This window comes from Mesorhizobium sp. C432A, from assembly GCF_030323145.1.
Taxonomy (GTDB): Bacteria; Pseudomonadota; Alphaproteobacteria; order Rhizobiales; family Rhizobiaceae; genus Mesorhizobium.
In genome coordinates, this window is sequence record NZ_CP100470.1 from 3319413 (window position 1) to 3339523 (window position 20111).

At 62.8% G+C, this 20111-nt stretch carries 17 protein-coding genes, 1 other RNA gene and 2 pseudogenes; 10 read left to right on the forward strand and 10 right to left on the reverse strand.

Going from position 1 to position 20111, the window contains the following annotated elements:
• Nucleotides 1-43: 43 nt before the first annotated feature.
• Nucleotides 44-2383 carry a glucose/quinate/shikimate family membrane-bound PQQ-dependent dehydrogenase gene (locus NLY33_RS16005; RefSeq protein WP_196813694.1) on the forward strand — a complete coding sequence of 780 codons (2340 nt, stop codon included), beginning with the start codon at nt 44-46 and terminating at the stop codon, nt 2381-2383.
• Nucleotides 2384-3020: 637 nt separating this feature from the next.
• Nucleotides 3021-3926: a dienelactone hydrolase family protein gene (locus tag NLY33_RS16010; RefSeq protein ID WP_023705527.1), complete on the forward strand. Its 906-nt coding sequence runs from the start codon at nt 3021-3023 to the stop codon at nt 3924-3926.
• A 3-nt stretch (nt 3927-3929) separates the two neighbouring features.
• On the opposite strand, the gene NLY33_RS16015 is transcribed toward NLY33_RS16010, so the two are convergent.
• From NLY33_RS16015 to NLY33_RS16030, 4 genes are all read right to left on the reverse strand, one after another.
• Complete coding sequence (locus tag NLY33_RS16015) at nt 3930-4379, reverse strand: response regulator (RefSeq protein WP_023667429.1); 450 nt, start codon at nt 4377-4379, stop codon at nt 3930-3932.
• The gene (locus tag NLY33_RS16020; protein WP_023667428.1) at nt 4376-5524 is read right to left on the reverse strand and encodes a histidine kinase dimerization/phosphoacceptor domain -containing protein; all 1149 of its coding nucleotides are present in this window, start codon (nt 5522-5524) and stop codon (nt 4376-4378) included. Before NLY33_RS16020 ends, NLY33_RS16015 begins: the two co-directional genes overlap by 4 nt.
• Nucleotides 5525-5784: 260 nt before the next feature.
• On the reverse strand, nt 5785-5982 hold the full coding sequence (locus NLY33_RS16025; RefSeq protein WP_013531006.1) for a hypothetical protein: 198 nt from the start codon (nt 5980-5982) through the stop codon (nt 5785-5787).
• 146 nt (nt 5983-6128) lie between these two features.
• Entirely contained in the window at nt 6129-6614 is a 486-nt protein-coding gene (locus NLY33_RS16030; RefSeq protein ID WP_023667427.1) for a thioesterase family protein, read from the reverse strand.
• 102 nt (nt 6615-6716) lie between these two features.
• On the opposite strand from NLY33_RS16030, the gene NLY33_RS16035 reads away from it, so the two are divergent.
• From NLY33_RS16035 to NLY33_RS16055, 4 genes and pseudogenes are all read left to right on the forward strand, one after another.
• Nucleotides 6717-8126, forward strand: coding sequence for an FAD-binding oxidoreductase (locus tag NLY33_RS16035; RefSeq protein ID WP_023667426.1), 1410 nt, complete (start codon nt 6717-6719; stop codon nt 8124-8126).
• Between the two features lie 20 nt (nt 8127-8146).
• On the forward strand, nt 8147-8626 hold the full coding sequence (locus NLY33_RS16040) for a hypothetical protein (protein ID WP_023667425.1): 480 nt from the start codon (nt 8147-8149) through the stop codon (nt 8624-8626).
• A gap of 157 nt (nt 8627-8783) precedes the next feature.
• The gene (locus NLY33_RS16045; protein ID WP_023667424.1) at nt 8784-12737 is read left to right on the forward strand and encodes an AsmA family protein; all 3954 of its coding nucleotides are present in this window, start codon (nt 8784-8786) and stop codon (nt 12735-12737) included.
• A gap of 153 nt (nt 12738-12890) precedes the next feature.
• Nucleotides 12891-13526 (forward strand): annotated as a pseudogene (locus NLY33_RS16055) (CBS domain-containing protein); the annotation flags it as partial.
• On the opposite strand, the gene NLY33_RS16060 reads toward NLY33_RS16055, so the two are convergent.
• The 4 genes from NLY33_RS16060 to NLY33_RS16075 form a co-directional block, all read right to left on the reverse strand.
• Complete coding sequence (locus tag NLY33_RS16060) at nt 13523-13750, reverse strand: ribbon-helix-helix domain-containing protein (protein WP_023667421.1); 228 nt, start codon at nt 13748-13750, stop codon at nt 13523-13525. The pseudogene NLY33_RS16055 and the gene NLY33_RS16060 sit on opposite strands and share 4 nt — an antisense overlap.
• Nucleotides 13751-13763: 13 nt before the next feature.
• Nucleotides 13764-13958 (reverse strand): DUF4169 family protein, encoded by a 195-nt coding sequence (locus NLY33_RS16065; protein WP_023667420.1) that lies wholly within the window; start codon nt 13956-13958, stop codon nt 13764-13766.
• Nucleotides 13959-13976: 18 nt separating this feature from the next.
• On the reverse strand, nt 13977-14522 hold the full coding sequence (locus tag NLY33_RS16070) for an SspB family protein (RefSeq protein ID WP_023667419.1): 546 nt from the start codon (nt 14520-14522) through the stop codon (nt 13977-13979).
• A 130-nt stretch (nt 14523-14652) separates the two neighbouring features.
• Nucleotides 14653-15336, reverse strand: coding sequence for a TetR/AcrR family transcriptional regulator (locus NLY33_RS16075; RefSeq protein WP_023667418.1), 684 nt, complete (start codon nt 15334-15336; stop codon nt 14653-14655).
• A gap of 187 nt (nt 15337-15523) precedes the next feature.
• Between NLY33_RS16075 and NLY33_RS16080 the strand changes: the two genes are divergently transcribed.
• Complete coding sequence (locus NLY33_RS16080; protein ID WP_023667417.1) at nt 15524-16729, forward strand: multidrug effflux MFS transporter; 1206 nt, start codon at nt 15524-15526, stop codon at nt 16727-16729.
• A gap of 210 nt (nt 16730-16939) precedes the next feature.
• Here the strand turns inward: NLY33_RS16080 and ssrA are convergent.
• Nucleotides 16940-17298, reverse strand: a transfer-messenger RNA (tmRNA) gene (gene ssrA / locus NLY33_RS16085).
• A gap of 168 nt (nt 17299-17466) precedes the next feature.
• On the opposite strand from ssrA, the gene NLY33_RS16090 reads away from it, so the two are divergent.
• Both NLY33_RS16090 and NLY33_RS16095 read left to right on the forward strand, forming a co-directional pair.
• Nucleotides 17467-17778, forward strand: coding sequence for a DUF2853 family protein (locus NLY33_RS16090; RefSeq protein WP_023667416.1), 312 nt, complete (start codon nt 17467-17469; stop codon nt 17776-17778).
• A 354-nt stretch (nt 17779-18132) separates the two neighbouring features.
• Nucleotides 18133-18927, forward strand: a complete 795-nt coding sequence (locus tag NLY33_RS16095) for a thymidylate synthase (RefSeq protein WP_023667415.1) — start codon at nt 18133-18135, stop codon at nt 18925-18927.
• Between the two features lie 28 nt (nt 18928-18955).
• On the opposite strand, the pseudogene NLY33_RS16100 reads toward NLY33_RS16095, so the two are convergent.
• Nucleotides 18956-19153, reverse strand: a pseudogene (locus NLY33_RS16100) (TOBE domain-containing protein).
• A gap of 159 nt (nt 19154-19312) precedes the next feature.
• On the opposite strand from NLY33_RS16100, the gene modA reads away from it, so the two are divergent.
• Nucleotides 19313-20107: a molybdate ABC transporter substrate-binding protein gene (gene modA, locus NLY33_RS16105; protein WP_156932598.1), complete on the forward strand. Its 795-nt coding sequence runs from the start codon at nt 19313-19315 to the stop codon at nt 20105-20107.
• Nucleotides 20108-20111: the final 4 nt, after the last annotated feature.

Here is a 20111-nt window from a genome sequence, read left to right on the forward strand (position 1 = left end):
GGGGGCAGGATTGGCATACCTTTGCCCATGGCCGCGTCGCGGAATGCGCATCAGTCGAAGGAGTATCGTCTTGGCTGTCGTCATCACCTCCCTCATTCTGTTCCTCATCGGCCTCGCACTTGGCGGCGGCGGCGTCTGGCTCGTGATGCTGGGCGGCAGCTGGTACTATGTCATCACCGGTCTCGCCTTCCTGATCGCCGCATGGCTGCTCTTCCGGCGCAAATCGACGGCGCTCTGGCTCTACGCGGCGATCGTGCTCGGCACGCTGGCCTGGGCGGTGTGGGAAATCGGCTTCGACTGGTGGGAACTCGGACCGCGCGGCGGCATCGTCGTGCTTCTGGCGCTGTGGCTGCTGACACCTTGGGCAAGGCGGGGCCTGACCGGCCCCGACGCGCGAGCGCCGCTCATTCTGGCCGCGCTGGCTTCGCTCGCCGTCGCCGGTTATTCGATGACGGCCGATCCCAAGGACATCGCCGGCGACCTCAGCGCCGACAAGGTGACGCCGACTGCCGATCTCGGCGGCAATGTGCCTCCGGGCGAATGGCATTTCTACGGCCGTACGCAATTTGGCCAGCGCTATTCGCCGCTCGACCAGATCACGCCCGACAATGTCGCCAAATTGCAGCCGGCCTGGACCTACCAGACCGGCGACGTGAAAGGGCCGGACGATGTCGGCGAAACCACCTACCAGGTGACGCCGCTGAAGGTGGGCGACGCGCTCTATATCTGCACGCCGCACAATTTCGCTATCGCCATCGATGCCGCCACCGGCAAGGAGAAATGGCGTTTCGATCCCAAGATCAAGCTCGACAAGGACCGCCAGCACCAGACCTGCCGCGGCGTGTCCTATTATGCCGATGCCAAGATCGCCGCCGGCCAGCCTTGCGCGACGCGCGTCTATCTGCCGACCTCGGATGCGCGGCTGATCGCGCTCGACGCCGCCAACGGCCAGGTCTGCCCGTCCTTCGCCGAAGCCGGCACGCTCAATTTGTTGACCAACATGCCGTATCCGAAGTCGGGCTATTATTACTCGACCTCGGCGCCGCTGATTGCGGGCGGCAAGATCATCATCGGCGGCGCGGTCAACGACAATTTTTCGACGCAAGAGCCGTCCGGCGTCATCCGGGCCTTCGACGTCGACACCGGCGCCCTGGTGTGGAACTGGGATTCCGGCAATCCGGACCAGACAACGCCGCTGGCGGCAGGCCAGACCTACACCCACAACTCGCCCAACATGTGGTCGACGGCAAGCGCCGACGAGAAGCTCGGCTTGCTCTATGTGCCGCTCGGCAACCAGACGCCGGACCAGCTCGGGATGGGCCGCAGCGCCAATGTCGAGAAGTTTTCCTCCTCGATCACCGCGCTCGATCTGGCCACCGGACAAGTGCGCTGGGTGCGGCAGACCGTGCATCACGACCTCTGGGACATGGATGTGCCGGCACAGCCGACCCTGGTCGACATCACCACCGCTGCCGGCGTCGTTCCGGGCCTGGTTGGACCGACCAAGCAGGGCGACCTCTACGTGCTCGACCGGCGCAGCGGCGAGCCGATCATCCCGATCAAGGAAGTGCCGGCGCCGGGCGGCGCTGTCGAGGGCGATCACACGTCGCCGACGCAGCCGGTCTCGGATCTCTCCTTCAATCCGAGGCCGCTGACCGGCGCCGACATGTGGGGCATCACCATGTTCGACCAGCTGGCCTGCCGGATCGAATTCCAGGGCCTGCGCTACGAGGGCCGCTACACCCCGCCATCGGTGCAGGGGTCGCTGGTCTATCCCGGTAATTTCGGCACATTCAACTGGGGCGGCGTCGCCGTCGATCCGGTGCGGCAGGTGATGTTCGGCATGCCGACCTATCTGGCGTTCAAATCGCAGCTCATTCCGCGCGACCAGGTGCCGCCGCCGGATGAGGGGCGCGGCAGCGAGCAGGGGCTGAACCGCAATGAGGGCGCACCCTATGCGGTGGTGATGGGGCCGTTCCTGTCGCCGCTCGGCGTGCCCTGCCAGGCGCCGCCATGGGGCTATGTGGCGGGAGCGGACCTCAGAACCGGCAAGATCGCCTACAAGCACCGCAACGGCACCGTCTACGACATGACGCCGTTGCCCTTGCCGCTGAAGGTCGGTGTTCCCGGCATTGGCGGGCCGATGATCACCGCCGGCGGCGTCGTCTTCCTGGGCGCGGCGGTCGACGACTATCTGCGCGCCTATGACCTGACATCGGGCAAGCAGCTTTGGCAGGCCAGGCTGCCGGCCGGTGGGCAGTCGACGCCGATGACCTACACCGTCGCCGACGGCCGCCAGTTCGTGGTCATCGTCGCCGGCGGCCATGGCTCGGTCGGCACCAAGCCCGGCGACTATGTGATGGCCTATACGCTGCCGAAGTAGCAGCGATGTGACTTAGGTAAGTGATCGGCCCGGCAGATATTCTGTCGCGCCGCCCCTCATCTGCCTGCCGGCATCTATACGGGGAGAAGTGCCCGGCAGGGCGATGAGGGCAGCAGCAGCCTTGGTCAGCTTGCGTAAGAGATGGCCTTTGAGGCTGGGCACGGAGCCCAGTACTTCATTGGTTAGCTGCGGCCCTGTTTCGGCCTGCTGGATCAGCGTGGTGCCGGTCGACGCGGACCTTCACCATCCGAGCGGCGGCTGCGGCAGCAGCGGAGCGCATTGCCAGCAAGGCAGCAACAGCAAGCACGAGCGCGCTTGCAAGGATCGGAGTAGACAAGGTCATGGCGTTGTTCCTTCTCGTCGGGCTCGCCGCTACGAGCGAGACCATCATCAGCTTCCTTCCATATTGTGGCGGCACCATCGACATTCTCTGAAATGACCAAAATGTGATGGGCGCGTTCGGCGGGGCGGCCGCATCGTTCGATGGCGCAAGCGTCACCCATCCGAGACTGGACCGTGCGAGCTTGCACCCTATCTTGATCCGCGAGTCATCCCGGAGTGACCGCGAGGTCATCCCGGAGTGACGCGAGGTCATCCCGGAGTGACCGTGAGATCATCTCCTAACGAGGAGCACGCCATGACGAAACCCACCGCCGAAGCCGTCAAACCTGCCAAACCTGCCATCACCCAGGCGATGATCGATGCCTATGACGAATACACGCATCTGACGCTCGACCGCCGCCGCTTCATGGAACAGCTGACCAGGCTTGCCGGATCGGGCGCGGCGGCGGCCGCGATCGCGCCGCTGCTTGCGGCGAATTCGGCGCAGGCGGCAATCGTCGCCGACAACGATCAGCGCGTGAAGGCTGAAGATATCACCTATTCCGGCAGCAGCGGTGAGATGAAGGGCTATCTGGTCAGGCCGGCGGACCAGTCCGGCAAGCTCGGCACCGTCATCGTGGTGCATGAGAACAGGGGGCTCAACCCGCATATCAAGGATGTGGCGCGGCGCGTTGCGCTGGAAGGGTTCGTGGCGCTGGCGCCGGATTTCCTGTCGCCGCTCGGCGGCACGCCCGCTGACGAAGACAAGGCGCGCGACATGTTTACCAAGCTCGAAGCCAGCCAGGTCACCGCCGATGGTGTGGCGACCATCGCCTATCTCAAGGGCGAGAAGGACGGCAACGGCAAGGTCGGTGCTGTCGGCTTCTGCTGGGGCGGCGGCACGGTCAACAATCTGGCGGTCAACGCGCCCGATCTCGCCGCCGGCGTCGCCTATTACGGCATGCAGCCGAAGGCCGAGGATGTGGCGAAGATCAAGGCGGCGCTGTTGCTGCACTATGCCGGGCTCGACGAGCGCATCGACGCCGGCATCGATGCCTACAAGAAAGCGCTCGACGCCGCCCATGTCGAATACACGCTCTATGTCTATGACGGCGTCAACCATGCCTTCAACAACGACACCTCGGCCGCGCGCTATGACAAGAAGGCAGCCGATCTCGCCTGGGGCAGGACGATCGCTTTCCTCAAGGAGAAGCTGGCGTAGGCTTCAGGCCGCCGACGACGCCCATACGCTCTCATAGGCCGGCGACAGCGTAAAACCGGCCGGCAGCACCGAGACCGGGGGCGGGCGCCGCACGCCCTCCTGCAGATAGCGCAACGCCGACACCAGTCCGTTCATCGTGTAGGGCTTGGCGATGACGCCGATCGCGCCGGCGAAATGGTCGGGGATGCGTTTTGAATTGGCGGTCATGAACACCACCATGGAACGGTTACCCTCGCGGATATGCTCGGCAACCTCGACCCCGGTCGGCCCGTCGGCGAGGTGGATATCGACAAAGGCAATATCGGCATCGGCGGTATCAATCATGCCTCTTGCTTCGGCCAAGGAGGTCGCCCAACCCACAACGCTGTGGCCGGCTTCCTCGACAAGGCTTTCCAGTTCCATCGCCAGCAACGCCTCGTCCTCGACGATCAGGACCTTGAGCGGTTCGTTCATGACAGCTTCCCTTTCTGCTGCGGTTCGTTCGGCATCGAGATGACGACCTTTGTGCCCGGGCCGGCGTCGCGCCATTCGATGTCGGCATGCAACTGACGGGCAAGCGACTTGATCAGCCGCATGCCAAAAGAAGCATCGCCACTGGCCTCGGCCATGCCGACGCCGTCATCGGAAACCTCGATGTTGAAGTGGCCGTCGGGCTGGCTCATCTTGATGCCGATGCGCCCCGCGGTGGTGCCGTCCGGCTTTGCCTTGAAGGCGTGCTTCAGCGCGTTGGTGACAAGCTCATTGACCATCAAGGCAACAGGCGTGGCTTTTTCGGCCGGAATGACGATGGGTTCGAGGTCCAGCGTCGGCTTGATCTCGGCGCGTCCGGATGCGGTCAGCAGGTCGGTGACCAGATCCCTGGCGAAATCCGAGACATCGAAGCGGCTGACATCCTTTGACTGGTAGAGACGGCGATGCACCGTGCTCAGCGCCTCGATGCGCTCCAGCATGGTGGTCAGCGATCGCTTTGTCGCTTCATCCTTGATTGCCCGGCTTTGCATGATGATCAGCGAGGAGATCATCTGCAGGTTGTTTTTCACCCGATGGTCGACCTCGTGCAGCAGCGTGGTCTGCGCCTCAAGGGCGGCCTCAAGCTCGCGTGTGCGTTCCTTGACAGCCTTTTCAAAACGGTTCTTGTCGGCGGTGATGCGATCCTCGGAGCGCTTGCGATCGGAGACGTCGAGCTGTGAGGCAAAGAAGAACAGGAGTTCGCCTTTGTCGTTGGAAACCGGGCTGATGTAGAGCGCATTCCAGAATGTCGAGCCGTCCTTGCGGTAGTTCAACAGATCGATGGCGATATCGGTTCCCGCTGCTATCGCGTCGCGCACGCTAGCCACAGCTGCCTTGTCTGTCTCTGGCCCCTGCAGGAAGCGGCAGTTCTTGCCCATGACCTCGTCGCGCTCGTAGCCGGTCAGGCGCAGGAACGCGTCATTGGCAAAGACGATCGGATTGTCCGCTTGACGGGGATCGGTGATGACCATCGACATGCGGGTGGCGCGGATGGCGGCCGCGAACGGATCGCCCTTGCCGTGCTCGGCATGCAGATTGTCCGTCATGTGCCATGCGTCGGCCGGTTCCCTGGTCCTTTTCCAATCCATGCTTTCACTCCAAGCCGTTTTTCAGGGGTCACAACGGCTTAGACGTGGAATTGGTTCAATCTTGATCTTCTTGTCGCAGGCAGCCGTTTGCGAAACCGAATCGCCGGTTGCGCAAACTGTCGAAATGAACGGTTTTTGAAGGTTGTCGGATGTAGCCGATTCGCTGAAAGCAGGGCTGGCGCCGACCTATAGAAATGATCAGGTCGCAATGGTCCGTGGCGGCGCTCGCCGGTGGCGGCTTTCTCAGAACAGCGGAAACATCAGGCGTGGCCACGCTTCATGCGCGCCTGCTTCAGGATGGCGCGCCAGCGGATCATGTCGAAGGGGATAGGCTCGTTGTTGTTGGCGATGTGGAAGATCTCGTTGTTGACGTTCTTCAACGAGCGCCAGAAATCATAGTCGGTGATGCGCGGATCGGCAGCCAGCCTGTCCACCTCGACCTTGATGTCGGTTTTCATGCACGTTCCTCGAACCGCCTGTTGCCCGCCGCCCGCGTCGCAACTCGCATGGCACCGTTCTCAAACGGTCAGCTGAGTCGTTCAATGGCCCAAATGGCTTGTTCACGTTAAAACCTTGGTAAGGTTAACGCGGGCGCGGCAGCGCTTCAAGCGGTCCTGCGGCGAATACCGATCGAACGGCCGGCCCGCTCGGGCATCGGCAGTGCAGAATGGGCGGCGCGCATGGCTTCCACCTTGGCCTGCACATCGGCGGGGAAGGGCGCGACTTTCGGCCCGGACATGTCGACATGCAGCGACAGGGTTTCGGAAGTGGCGGCGAGCCAGCCATCGACATGGCGGATTTCCTGGTAGGCCCGCAGCCGCTTGTCGTCGTGATCGATCAGCTGGAAGGATACGACGACCTTGTGTTCGAGGTGCAGTTCCTGGACATAGCAAACATGGACTTCGGCCGTGTAGATGGTCAGGCGCCGCTCTTCGACATAGTCCAGCCCCATGCCCATCGCCTCGAACGCCTCATCCGAGCAGCGGTCGAACAACACGTTGTAATAGGCCATGTTGAGATGGCCGTTGTAGTCGATCCAGTCCTTCTCGATGTCCATCGGTTTGGAAACGAAGGGGGCAGGGATGCGCATGGAAACTTCCTTGTTCTGGTGCTGGACAGAGCGCGGCAGTCGAGACTACGCATCCATAATCGCATAACAAGCGTGGACGCTGGTCCATTCGCGGAGGAATTCATGGCTCTGAGCGACCTCAATCCGGTCGAACGCAACGAGGAAGGCATCGCCGCCGTGCTCGGCATTCTCAAGCAGCAGCTCGGCGAACGCTTCCAGACAGGCGCGGCGATCCGCTCGCAGCATGCGCATACCACCACCTATATTCCGACGCAGGCGCCTGACGGTGTCGCGTTCCCGGAGACGACAGAAGAGGTGCAGGAGATCGTACGTGCCTGCGCCGCGCACCGCGTGCCGGTCATCGCCTTCGGCGTCGGTTCCTCGCTGGAGGGCCACACCAACGCGCCGGGTGGCGGCATCTCGGTCGACACCTCGCGCATGAACCGCATCCTGTCGGTCAACCCCGAGGATCTCGACTGCACGGTCGAGCCTGGCGTAACGCGCGAGGATTTGAATCGGCACCTGCGCGATACCGGCCTGTTCTTCCCCATCGATCCCGGCGCCAATGCTTCGCTCGGCGGCATGGCGGCAACGCGGGCCTCCGGCACCAATGCGGTGCGCTACGGCACGATGCGTGAAAACGTGCTGTCGCTGACGGCCGTCATGGCCGATGGCGAGACGGTGACGACCGGCAAGCGGGCGAAAAAGAGTTCGGCCGGCTACGATCTGACGCGGCTTCTGGTCGGCTCGGAAGGCACGCTCGGCATCATCACCTCGCTGACCTTGAAGCTGCAAGGCATTCCGCAGGCGATCTCCGGCGGCGTCTGCCCGTTTCCAAACCTCGAGGCGGCCTGCAACGCGGTCATCGCGACCATCCAGATGGGCATTCCGGTGGCGCGGATCGAACTGGTCAATGGACTGCAGATGCGGGCGATGAAGAATTACTCGAAGCTCGATTATCCCGAGAGCCCGTGCCTGTTCGTCGAGTTCCACGGCAGCGATGCCGGCGTCGCCGAACAGGCCGAGACCTTCGGTGCCATTGCTGAAGACAATGGCGGCGGGCCATTCCTTTGGACCAGCGTCGCCGAGGAGCGCACGAAACTCTGGAAAGCCAGGCACGATGCTTATTGGGCGTCACTGACGCTACGGCCGGGCGCCAAGGGCCTTTCGACCGATGTCTGCGTGCCGATCTCGCGGCTGGCCGAATGCGTTGCCGAAACCGAGGCCGACATTGCCGAGATGGGCCTGGTTGCGCCGATCGTCGGCCATGCCGGCGACGGCAATTTCCATGTGCTGGTGCTGATGGACGTCAACGACCCCAAAGAGATCGCGCTGGCGGAGAAATTCGTCTCGCGGCTGAACATGCGGGCGATCGCCATGGACGGCACCTGCACCGGCGAACACGGCATCGGCCAGGGCAAGATCGGCTTCCTGCGCCATGAGCTCGGCCATGGTGTCGACATCATGCGCTCCATAAAAAAAGCGCTCGACCCGCAAGACATCATGAACCCGGGCAAGATATTACCTGCATAGCCGAAATGTGAGGAGCGGCAATGGATACCCTGATTATAAGGGCATCGCTTGGCAAGACACTGTTACTGCTGTCGGCCAGCCTCTTCTTTGTCCTGGCCTGCGCTTTCCTGATTTATGTCTCCGAGGACGGCGACACCGCCGGCCTTTGGTGGTGCGTGGCCTTTTTCGGGCTGGTCGCGTTGGTGTTTGCCTGGCAGCTTGTGCGGCCGCAGATTCTGGTGCTGAACGGACAAGGTTTCAGTCTCGGCGGAGGCCTTGTTCGATCGCCCAACCTGGTCCCCTGGAAGAATATCGAAAGCTTCTTCGTCGTCCATCGCCGGCGCAGGATAGGCGATATGATCGGGTACAATTTCGCACCGGGGGTCAAGAAAAGCTCCGTCATGGGCAGCGTGACCAAAAGCCTCGGCGCCGAAGCCGCATTACCGCAGGGCTGGACATTGTCGCCCGAGGAGATGGTGGTGCTGCTGAACGAATATCGCCGACGGGCCATGGCAGGATAGTCTCTTGCGCACAGGCCGGACCGCGGTCAAAGGCGTCCAAAAATCTCTGCTCTTCCAGATACATCAGAGATCAAGCAACTCTGGATGAATTGCCTCTTTATCGACACGCTGATGCGGGTAGAGTGCGGCTGACTTTCAATCAACCCGTTCGGAGCTGATGCTCGCACGCCTGTTCGTGATCTTCGGTGGCTTGTTTGTGCTGGTGCTGGTTGCGGCGCTGGTGGTGCCGTATTTTGTCGATTGGACCGGGTACCGCGCCCAATTCGAGCGCGAGGCGAGCGCCATTCTCGGCCGCAAGGTGACGGTGCAAGGCGACGCCACGGCGCGGCTGTTGCCGTTCCCCTCGGTGACCTTCTCAAACGTCACGGTCGCCGGCGGCCCCGGCGGCCAGCCGGCAATGACCGTCGAGACCTTTTCGATGGACGCGGAACTGGCGCCGTTCCTGCGCGGCGAAGTGCTGATTTTCGACATGCGGCTGGTGCATCCGAAGGCGACGATCGACATCGCCGATAACGGCACGGTCGACTGGGCGATACGGCCGTCCTCGCCCTTCGATCTCAACCAGATCTCGATCGAGAAGCTCACGGTGACGGAGGGAGAAATTGCGCTCCGCCATGCCGCAGGCGGGCGCAGCCATCTGATTTCCGAGATCAATTCGACCATCTCTGCCAAGTCGCTGGCCGGGCCGTGGCGCATGGACGGAACGTTGCTGCTCGACGGACTGCGTTCGACGGTTGCGGCTTCGACCGGCAAGGCCGAAGGCAGCGGCCAGATGCGGCTGAGGCTCAAGGTCGATCCCGATGCCTATCCACTGGTCATCGAAACCGACGGCAATGCAGGCATCGTCAATGGGGCTGCCGTCTATTCCGGCCAGTTCAAGATTTCCGGCAACGACAAGAATTCGGCTACGCTGCGCGGCAGCGATGGTGAGGTTGTCGAGATCAATACGGGCAAGGTCAGCGCCGGCAAGCCCGATCCGGGCTTCCGGCTGAACGGCAAGTTCTCGCTTGATCACCAGAAGCTCGGCGTCGACGAATTCCGCTTCGAGACCGGGCCGCTCGACAATCCCTACACAGCCGACGGCAAGGCTTCGGTCGATCTCGGCCTTAGGCCGAACTTCGCCATCGAGGCCAATGGCGCGCAGGTGCAACTGGACGAGGCGGTGGGCGCTGAGAAGGGCGCCGGCCTGACGCTGGACCAGCGCATTGCCGGAATCGAGCAGGCGCTGCTCGAACTGCCGAAGCCGAGCATCCCCGGCACTGTCGAGGTCAAGCTGCCGGCGGTGGTGGCCGGCGACACCACGGTGCGCGACGTGCATCTCTCGGCCGAGCCGGTCGAGGGCGGCTGGTCGGTGAAATCGCTGGCCGCGACCTTGCCCGGGCGCACGACGCTGGAAGCCAGCGGCATGCTCAGCGTCGAAGATCATTTCGGTTTCAGCGGCTCCATGCTGCTGGCGGTGGCGCAGCCTTCCGGCTTTGCTGCCTGGTTGTCCAAAGATGTCGACGAGGCGATCCGCCGGCTGCCGGCCGCCGGCTTCAAGGCCAAGGTGGACCTGTCGGAGAAGCGCCAGGCGTTCAGCGATCTCGAACTGATCCTCGGCAAGTCGAAGTTCACCGGCCGCATCGATTCCAGCCAGCCCGACGACGCCAAGTCCTCGGTGCTGATCCGGCTCGAGGGCGGCGAACTCGATGTCGACGGGCTGACGGCCTTCGCCTCGATCTTCGTCAGCGACAAGGGCGCCAACCGCTTTTCCGACCGTGACCTCGATTTTCAGATCAAGGCAGGGCCGGTCAATGCTGGCGGGCTCACCGCCGACACGGTCGATACCGCGCTCCGGCTCCGCGACGGGCTGCTCGAAATCGACCGGCTGTCGATTGGCGGCCTTGCCGGCGCCTCGATCAGCGCCACCGGCCGGATCAAGGATTTTCCGGCAAGCCCGACCGGCAAGCTCGATGCCTCGGTGGTCGCCGTCGATCTGAAGCCGCTGATCGACATTGCCGCGCAACACTATCCCGACAATCTGATGCTGAAGGGACTGGCTGGCCGCACGGCCGCCTATCCTGAACTGTTCCAGGACGCGCGCGTCGATCTGGTGGCGAGCGCCGCCGACAATGGCGACGGCACGACCGGGCTGGCGGTGAGCGGACAAGGCAAGGCCGGCGGTTCGGCCTTTTCGGCGTCGCTGTCGGGCGAGGGTGCCGTCGGCCAGTTGCTCGACGCGCCGGTGACGCTGACCTTCAACGCCAAAAATCCCGACGCCACCGTGCTGCTGGCGCTCTACGGCCTGCCGGCGCTGCCGCTCGGCATGCTCGGCCAGGCAAGCACCGATATTTCGGCCAAAGGCACGTTTGGCGGCGGCCTGGCGACGAGCTTCAATTTCGCCGCCGACGACTTCAGGGCGACGTTCGACGGCACCGTTGCTCAGACGCCGCAAGGCGCCACCGCCAAGGGCAAGATCGGCCTCGACGCCTCCGACATCGAGCCCTGGCTGATGACGACCGGCGCCGGCCTGCCGGGCATGGGAACGGGCACCTCGACCTCGCTCAGCGCGGATGCCGATTTCGGCAATGGCCTGCTGGTGTTGAGCGGTCTCAGCGGATCCATCAACGAGTCGGAGATTTCGGGCGACGTCAACATCGATGCGAAGCAGGGGCTGCCGCATTTTGCCGGTGCGCTGGCGCTCGACGAACTGGACCTCGACCCGATTGCGGTTGCGCTGTTCGGTGACCAGTCGTTCCTCAGCAGCAACGCGAACTGGCCGACGGCGCCATTCAGCCAGAAATCCAGCCTGCCGTTCAGCGCCGATCTCGATCTGACGACGGCGACGCTTGCCGCCGGACCGCTGGCGACAGCCTATGATGCGTCGCTGTCGTTGAAACTGGACCAGGAAGGCATCCGCGTTTCGGACCTGAAGGCAAAACTGCTCGGCGGCGCGCTCACCGGATTGTTCGAGTTGAAGAACACAGACGGCACGGGGCTGTTCTCCGGCCAGATGAGGCTTGCCGGCGCTGACCTGGCGACCGTGCTGCCGGCTGCCGGCCTGAGTGGCAGCGGCGACTTCTCGACAGGGCTGTCGACCAGCGGCAAATCGGTCGACGCGATGATTGCCGCACTCTCCGGCTCGGGCACGGCGGCGCTGAAAGGCCTCACCATTGCCGGCGTCAATCCCGATGCCTTCGGCGCGTTGATTGCCAAGGCTGATGCGATCGGGCGCGACATCGACACAGCAAAGACCGCGGGCTTTGCACCTGAGATCGCTGGCGACGGCAGCTTTGCTGCCGGCGATGCCGACATCGCCTTCACGGTCGCCGGCGGCACGTTGCGGGCACCACCGATCAAATTCGAAAACCAGGCGGCGACGCTGTCTGCCGACATCACGGCCGACCTCAACACCGGCACCGTCGCCACCAAGGGCGCTGTCACCTACAAGCCTGGCGACGAGGCGCTGATCGGCTCCGATCCGACGGTCAATTTCAGCGTCGATGGGCCGTTCGGGGCGCTGAAGAAGCAGTTCGACAGCGAGCCGCTGGCGCAATTTTTGACCCAGCGCGCGCTGGAAAAGGAGCAGCAGCGGGTCGAGGCGATGCAGGCCGCACTGCTCGAGAAGCAGCGGCTGCGGCGCGAGGTGCGCTACTACGCCGCCCTGCAGACCGAGCGCGACAACGCGGCCGAGGAATTGCGCAAGCAGGAGGAAGCGGCACGGCTCAAAGCCGAGGCCGACGCCAAGGCGAAGGCACAGGCCGATGCGAAGGCACAGGCCGAAGCGGATGCGAAGGCCAAGGCGGATGCCGAAGCAAAGGCCAATGCCGATGCGAAAGCGCAGGCAGAGGCTGACGCAAAGGCCAAGGCAGATGCGGACGCGAAAGCCCAGGCCGAAGAGCAGGCTGCCGAAGACGCCGCCAAGGCCGAGGACGAACGGAAGAAGGCCGAACAGGCTCGGATCGCTTCGCAGGAAAAAGCCAGGCTGGAGGCCGAGCGCAAGGCTCAGGAGCAGGCGCCGAAGGTCGACCGCTCACTTCCCGGCGTCAATGACGGTTCGGCCCCGGCGCCGCCGAAGCCCAGGACAAATCCGTTCTCGGTCGATAATTTGCTGAAGTCGCTGGGCAATTAGGCACCCGCATCGCCGACGGCACCGGTCCGCGACTTGCGGACTATTGCTTGTGACGGGTCAGCAGGCGTTCCAGCATCGGTTCGATGCGCTTGAGCTCATCGAGATGCGCGGCGGACAATTCGGCAAGACGGTCTTCGGCGTGTTCGGTCAAGCTTTGCGGTCGAACTCACCGGCAACACCCATGTGCTGGTGCCGTTGATCGCCGCTTGCGCGGCCGCTCACGCGGTCACCGTGCTGTTGATGAAGCGGTCGATCCTGACGGAAAAGATTGCCAGGCGAGGGCATCATCTGGTTCGCGAATATCGTGTCGATCCCTTCGCGCTGACCAGGGTGCGCGAGGTCATGACCGCGCAGGTGGAGAGCGTGCCGGCGACGATGACGCTACATGGCGCAGCCGCCTTCCTGACCGCGCCCCAGACGCGGCATCCGAGCTTTCCCGTCGTCAGCGAAGACGGCCAGGTGCTTGGCGTCATCGATCCGCCGGCGATCCTGCGCTGGAGGCGCGCGGGCAAGCACCGCACCACGACGCTTGGCGAATTGCTTGACGGCGGCAAGCTCACGCTTGCCTATCCGGACGAGTATCTCGAGGGTCTTTCCGACAAGCTGCTGATGGCCAATGTCTCGCATCTGCCGGTTGTCGCGCGCGAGGACGCGCGGCTGGTCGGCTATGTCGGCTGGAAAGATCTGATGCGCGTCCGGTCGAAGAAGCTTGCCGAGGAACGCGATCGCTCGACGCTGCTGGGATTTGGCACCCGCCGCAAGAAACAGGATGCGGTCATAAAGGCCTAAGAAGTTCTGGCGTCGCGCTTGGCCCAGTCCAGCACGTGGAGCCTGAGCGCCGAGGACAGATTGGCATCGCGCGGTCTTGTCTCGTCGATCTCCGCGACCAGGGCAGCAAGGGTCAGCTTGCGCGCGGCGGCAATAGTGACGAGATCGTCATAAAAGGGTTTTTCGAGGGAATAGCTGGTGCGATGGCCGCGGATGGTCACGGAGCGTTTTTCGACCGGGCTCACCGCAGGCGGTCCATCAATCGCCCTGGTCTTCCGGGCGTTCGCGGCGGTGGCCGGCGACGAATTTTTCGGCCTTGTCCGATGTCAGACGGTCACGAGTTCTTTCGGCTTTGGAACGGCCGTGCAGAGCGCGGTTCTCGCCGGCGAGCTTTTCCTTTTCGGTGCGCGCCTTCTGCTTGCGGACCTGGCGAAGGTTGACGATTTCGCCCATGTCGCGCCGACCGTCCCGCTACTTCTTGCGGAAGGCGTCGAGCGACACGACGTCGGCGCCCTTGCCGGCGGCGGCATCGGCCACGGCGGGCTTTTTCTCCGCCTCAGTGGCAGCTGCCTTCTTCTCGGCCTTCGGCTTTTTCTCGGAGACGATAGCCAAAGGCTCGGCAGCCGGCTGGGCGGCTGCATCGTCTTCCGCCGGGACGTCGGTCTTGACGTCGAATTCGAGTTCGAAATTGACCGATGGGTCGTAGAAGCCGCGTACGGCCGAGAACGGAATTTCCAGCTTCTCCGGCACGTCGGAGAAGGACAGCCCGACCTCGAAGCCGGTATCGGTCACCTTGAGGTCCCAATACTGGAACTGGATGACGATGGTCATCTGTTCGGGATAGCGCTCGCGCAGCCTGGAGGACACCCGCACGCCCGGCGCGCCGGTCAGGAATGTGATGAAGAAATGATGATTGCCGGGAAGGCCGGTGCGCGCGACTTCGGCCAGGACCTTGCGCATGACGCCGCGCAATGCCTCCTGGGCCAGAATGTCGTAGCGGATGTGGTCGTCGGCCATGTGCTGGTCGGGTTCCGTTGAATCGTCCGCATAGCTGTAATCAAGCTTGAGCGCGGCGTAAACCGGATATAGATCGCTGATGCGCCGAAGCGAAGCCCGTAACGGACGATTTGATCGCCTGCTTTGGCGTTCAGGCGCTGGCCAGCTGTTTTTCCACCGCTGCCGCTGATCTGCGCTTGCCGAAGGCGCGCAGGAATGTGCGCACGCCGTGGGTGGCGGATTGCAACACTTCGTCTTCCGACGGCATGCTGCCTAGCATGAAGGTGGTCTGCAGTTCGGCGTTGGCTAGCGCCAGGAACTGGCGTGCGGCGACATCGGGATCGTCGACCGCGAGATGGCCGGCATGGGCGAGGCGGGCAAAACGGGCGGCAAGTGCGGGCCAGGTCCGGCTCGGCCCCTGGTCGCGCCATTCGGCGAAGAGCTCGGGATAGCGCTCGCCTTCGGTCTGGATCAGCTTGCGCAGGAAGCGTCCGTCGCGGTTGCAGATGCAGTTCTGATTCATGCGCACGGCAAAGCCGATCAGGTCGGCTTCCAGATCCTTCGGCTGGTCTGGGAAAGAGGCGAAGGTGGCGAAGATGCCGGCATTGCAGCGCTCCGTCAGATCGCGCACCACAGCCATGAAGAGCTTTTCCTTGTCGCGGTGGTGATTGTAGATGGTCTGGCGCGACACGCCGGCCTCCACCGCGATCAGGTCGATATTGGCGCCGGCAAAGCCTTCCCGGCAGAAGACCGAAGCCGCCGCATCGATGATCGACATACGCTTGGCCTCGTGGCCGCGTGGCGGGAAAATGTCAGGAGAAACGGCAAGCTTCATAGAAATCTATATAGAGGTGATTGACGAATTAGACAAGGCTGTCTAAATTTGTGGACACAATAAATGGGAATTCGCTCCGTAGAGACGAATAATCTCGCTCTGAGCCGTCGGATTTCAACGGGATGGAACGTCCTAGGGTTAGTCGTCGCGTTGGCGGCGCCAACCAGACTTGAAAGAAGCCTTTATCATGAGTCCCAAATTCCTCCGCATCGCGGTCGTGCTCGGCCTGTTGTCCGCTATCGGCCCCTTCGCCATCGACATGTATCTGCCGGCGTTGCCTTCGATCGGCGAGGATCTGCATGCCGGCACCGCCGCCGTTCAGATGAGCCTTTTGATCTTCTTCCTGTCGATGGGCTTCGGCCAGATCGTCGTCGGACCGATCTCCGACATGGTCGGCCGCAAGCTGCCGCTTTACGGCGGCCTTGCGCTGTTCATGGTCGGCGGTATCGGTTCGGCCATGAGCCCGACCATCGAATGGCTGATCGCCTTCCGCTTTCTGCAGGGACTGGGCGCCAGCGCCGGCATGGCGGTGCCGCGCGCCATCGTGCGCGACCTGCACACCGGCACCGAAGCCGCCAAGCTGATGTCGCTGCTGATGCTGGTGTTTTCGGTGTCGCCGATCCTGGCGCCGCTGACCGGCAGCCAGATCATCGAGAATTTCGGCTGGCGCGCCGTATTCTGGACGGTGACGGGCGCGGCCCTGCTGGCCACCATTCTGCTGGCGACCTCGCTGAAGGAGACGCGGCCGGCGGAAGAACGCGTCGGTTCCTCCTTCGGAACCGCACTCGCCGGCTATCGCTTCCTCATGGGTGACCGCAATTTCCTCGGCCTGGTGGCGATCGCCGGCTTCGGCATCGCCAGCTTCTTCGTCTACCTCTCGAGTTCGTCCTTCATTCTGATCGACCATTACGGGCTGTCGCCTTCCGTCTACAGCGTGTTCTTCTCGATCAATGCGGTCGCCTTCATCGGCATGTCGCAGCTGACGGGACTGCTGTCGGAGCGCTTCGGGCTGAAGCGCGTCGTCTGGGTGGCGGTGACCGGCTATGCCACGACGATGGTGGTGCTGTTCGCAGTCATGGCGACCGGCGTCGACCGGCTCGATGTGATGGCGGCACTGCTGTTCGTCGGCTACGGCTTCCTCGGCCTGGTCATCCCGACGACGTCGGTGCTGGCCATGGAAGAGCATGGCGAGATCGCCGGCACGGCCTCGGCGCTGATGGGCACGCTGCACTTCGCCATCGGTGCGCTGGCGATGGGCGTCGCCGGCATCTTCTTCGACGGCACCCCGCTGCCCATGGTGGCCGGCATCACGCTCTGCGCCGTAATCTCGTTCACGCTGGCCAAACTGACGCTCGGCCGCTCGCGCGAAGCCGTTGAAGCGCCGGCCGAGTAAGCTGACCGCAATCGACCGGAAAGGCCGGGTCATCCCGGCCTTTTTCACGTCTGGGGTAATCCGGCCCCGGCCAGAACCACGGCCTTCGACCGACGCCAGCGGCAAATTGCACCAGCTCATGGCTCAATTTGGTGTAGGCTTCGCGTCCCATCGTCATGCGAAATCCGGCCAGCGGCAGCCGGCGTTGCGAGAACGATGTCGAGGGGGAGAAGTGGAGGTTTCTGTTGCCAGGTACCTCCGAACCCCGCCTAGAAGTGCGAACCTCTAGGGCTTGATTTGAAGCTATCGCACCGCTTACGCGGCGAGACGTGCTTCCGCATAGTTGTCATTTGCAACTACAGGTTTAGCCCGATGACGGTGGTACCATGCCGGGCAAAAGTACGATCTTTACACCTTCGTCGATCCTATTTCGCCCCCAGCAACAGCCGCTCTGATCACAGAGCGGTTCTTGGTGGAGGCGCCGGGTACCGCCCCCGGGTCCGAACGGCTTATTACATCGCCCATTTATCGCCATAGTCGGTCAAGCCGACAAAACGAATATAGGGGGCGGGCGCACAAAATGAAAGGCCGCAATGACACTTCTTGGCCGCACCAAACTGCGGCGCCGAGGGTTGACTCGCGCGCGGTCTCAACCGAAGCTTTGCGATGGTGAGGAGTATCGACCGAGCGCACAAGTTGCGGCAGCGCGCCACAGCCCTCATCGATCGGATCCCGTGGCGCCGACATGGGGAAATTTGATGGCCGATTATCTCGCAGACGTGAAGAAATACGACGCCGCCGCAAATGCCGATGTGGTTGCCAAGATTGTGAAACATCTGGGCATCGCGCTGCGCAACCGCGATTCCTCGCTGGTATCCTGCACCGACCCCAAGGAATTGGAGCGCGTCAAGACCAACTGGGTTGCCAAGAAACTCGGCGTGACCGACGGGGCGAAAGCCGACTCAGCGATCGAGAAGACCTGCAAGGCGTTGGCCGCCGACAGCTTCAAGAGCCGCGTGACTTTCTACTATCTGGTCGCCAAGAATCTGGGCAAGCTCGGCTCTTTGTAGAGATTATTGCCGATAGGCAGAGCGCGCGTTTGATTTTGCTCCTCACCGGAGGTCAGCACCGCCCCACATTGCCTGCCGGGCATTTCTCCCCGTATAGTGACGGGGAGAAAGGGCTGACCGCAGCCTTGGCTCTCTCTCTCTCTCTCTCTCTCTCGAACGCTTGTGATTGGCGAAACCGCTGATCACAGCGCCCCTCTCCACGTCCCTATACGGGGAGAGGATGCCGGCAGGCAGGTGAGGGGCAGCGCTAACCCTTGAAGAGTGATGGGGCAAGCCGCGTTCTGGTCCTTTTGCTGTGTTCGGCCGGCGGCCAGTCGGCTATGATGCCGACAATCCCGAATCGAGGCGAAGCCGATGCGCCAGTATCTCGACCTTTTGCAGCATGTGCTGGACAATGGCGCCGATCGTGGCGACCGCACGGGCACCGGCACGCGTGGGGTGTTCGGCTACCAGATGCGCTTCGACCTGTCGCACGGCTTTCCCATCACCACGACCAAGAAGCTGCATCTGAAGTCGATCATCCATGAACTCCTGTGGTTCCTGGCCGGCGACACCAACATCAAATACCTTAGAGATCATGGCGTTTCGATCTGGGACGAGTGGGCCGACGAGAATGGCGACCTCGGCCCTGTCTATGGCAAGCAGTGGCGCTCCTGGCCGGATGGCCATGGCGGGTCGATCGACCAGATTGCCAATGTTCTGAAGGAGATACGCAGGAATCCGAATTCACGCCGGCTGATCGTTTCGGCGTGGAACCCGGCCGAAGTGGAGGCGATGGCGCTGCCACCGTGCCACTGCCTGTTCCAGTTCTACGTCTCGGAGGGCAAGCTGTCCTGCCAGCTCTACCAGCGCTCGGCCGACATTTTTCTCGGCGTACCCTTCAACATCGCTTCCTACGCGCTGCTGACCTTGATGGTGGCGCAGGTGACCGGGCTGAAGCCCGGCGAGTTCGTCCATACGCTGGGCGATGCGCATCTCTATTCCAACCATTTCGAGCAGGCGCGCGAGCAATTGCGGCGCACACCCAAGGCGCTGCCGACGCTGTGGATCAATCCGGAGGTGAAGGACCTGTTCGCCTTCCGCTTCGAGGATTTCCGGCTGGAAAACTATTTTGCCGACGCGTCGATCAAGGCGCCGATCGCGGTCTGATCCGTCCACCGTCAATCAATTCCGACCCTCAATCGATGTCGACCATGACGTCGGTTGCCTTGATCATGGCATAGGCTGCTTGCCTTTTTCGAGCTTGAGATCGGCAACGGCCTCGTTGGTGATCGAAGCGTGACGACGGAGCCGGCGACATCACCGCGGACAGGCGAGGTGCTTTGACGATCTCGACGATCGTTCCCTTGAGGATGTTGCGGGCGCTGATCTTCATCGAAGTTCCTTTCCGGGTTTCGGTGCACGTCCAAACCAGAACAATCGATGCCGAACATACGCTTTCGCAGGAGGCGGCCTTCCCTTGTTATATTCATCCAGATATATCGGTCGGCAGGAGTCGAGCCAGCAGATTTCAAGCCCAGGGAGAGTTTTCATGTTGGGGCACAAAGGTTTTGGTTTGAGGGCGATCGCGATTGGCGGCTTTGCCGTAGCTCTGATGGCCGTGATGCCGGCGGCTCACGCGGGAGACAAGGTGATCGTGTTTGCCGCAGCCAGCCTCAAGGACGGGCTCGACGCCGTCACCAAGGCCTGCGAAGCCGATGTCGGTGAAGCGGCGACCGTCTCCTACGCCGCGAGCTCGGCGCTGGCCAAGCAGATCGAAAGCGGGGCGCCCGCCGATGTGTTCATCTCGGCCGACCTCGACTGGATGAAATATCTCTCCGACAAGAAACTGACCAAGCCGGACACCGAGGTGAAACTGCTCCGCAACCAGATCGTGCTGGTGGCGCCGAAGGATTCCAAGGTCGAAACCAGGATCGAGAAAGGCTTCGACCTCGCCAAGCTGATCAGCGACGGCAAGCTCGCCATGGGCGACGTCAAGGCGGTGCCGGCCGGCAAGTATGGCAAGGCGGCACTTGAATCGCTCGGCGTCTGGTCGTCGGTCGAAGGCAAGGTGGCGCAGGCCGAGAATGTGCGCGCCGCGCTGAAGCTGGTTTCAACGGGCGAGGCCGCGCTGGGCATCGTCTATGCCACCGACGCGCATGCCGACAAGGGAGTCAAGGTGGTCGGCACCTTCCCGGAGGATTCGCACCCGCCGATCATCTATCCGGTTGCCCAGACCACCGATTCGAAGGACAAGGATACCCCGGCTTTCCTGAAGTGCCTGCAGTCCGCCAAGGCGGTGGAGCTGTTTAGGGATCAGGGTTTCACCGTGCTCACGCCGAGCAATTAAGGTA

What these genes read in the sequence shown, in the direction of transcription:
- NLY33_RS16005 (WP_196813694.1), top strand. Translation starts at nt 44, where the DNA reads ATGCGCATCAGTCGAAGGAGTATCGTCTTGGCTGTCGTCATCACCTCC.
- NLY33_RS16010 (WP_023705527.1), top strand. Translation starts at nt 3,021, where the DNA reads ATGACGAAACCCACCGCCGAAGCCGTCAAACCTGCCAAACCTGCCATC.
- NLY33_RS16015 (WP_023667429.1), bottom strand. Translation starts at nt 4,379, where the DNA reads ATGAACGAACCGCTCAAGGTCCTGATCGTCGAGGACGAGGCGTTGCTG.
- NLY33_RS16020 (WP_023667428.1), bottom strand. Translation starts at nt 5,524, where the DNA reads ATGGATTGGAAAAGGACCAGGGAACCGGCCGACGCATGGCACATGACG.
- NLY33_RS16025 (WP_013531006.1), bottom strand. Translation starts at nt 5,982, where the DNA reads ATGAAAACCGACATCAAGGTCGAGGTGGACAGGCTGGCTGCCGATCCG.
- NLY33_RS16030 (WP_023667427.1), bottom strand. Translation starts at nt 6,614, where the DNA reads ATGCGCATCCCTGCCCCCTTCGTTTCCAAACCGATGGACATCGAGAAG.
- NLY33_RS16035 (WP_023667426.1), top strand. Translation starts at nt 6,717, where the DNA reads ATGGCTCTGAGCGACCTCAATCCGGTCGAACGCAACGAGGAAGGCATC.
- NLY33_RS16040 (WP_023667425.1), top strand. Translation starts at nt 8,147, where the DNA reads ATGGATACCCTGATTATAAGGGCATCGCTTGGCAAGACACTGTTACTG.
- NLY33_RS16045 (WP_023667424.1), top strand. Translation starts at nt 8,784, where the DNA reads ATGCTCGCACGCCTGTTCGTGATCTTCGGTGGCTTGTTTGTGCTGGTG.
- NLY33_RS16065 (WP_023667420.1), bottom strand. Translation starts at nt 13,958, where the DNA reads ATGGGCGAAATCGTCAACCTTCGCCAGGTCCGCAAGCAGAAGGCGCGC.
- NLY33_RS16070 (WP_023667419.1), bottom strand. Translation starts at nt 14,522, where the DNA reads ATGGCCGACGACCACATCCGCTACGACATTCTGGCCCAGGAGGCATTG.
- NLY33_RS16075 (WP_023667418.1), bottom strand. Translation starts at nt 15,336, where the DNA reads ATGAAGCTTGCCGTTTCTCCTGACATTTTCCCGCCACGCGGCCACGAG.
- NLY33_RS16080 (WP_023667417.1), top strand. Translation starts at nt 15,524, where the DNA reads ATGAGTCCCAAATTCCTCCGCATCGCGGTCGTGCTCGGCCTGTTGTCC.
- NLY33_RS16090 (WP_023667416.1), top strand. Translation starts at nt 17,467, where the DNA reads ATGGCCGATTATCTCGCAGACGTGAAGAAATACGACGCCGCCGCAAAT.
- NLY33_RS16095 (WP_023667415.1), top strand. Translation starts at nt 18,133, where the DNA reads ATGCGCCAGTATCTCGACCTTTTGCAGCATGTGCTGGACAATGGCGCC.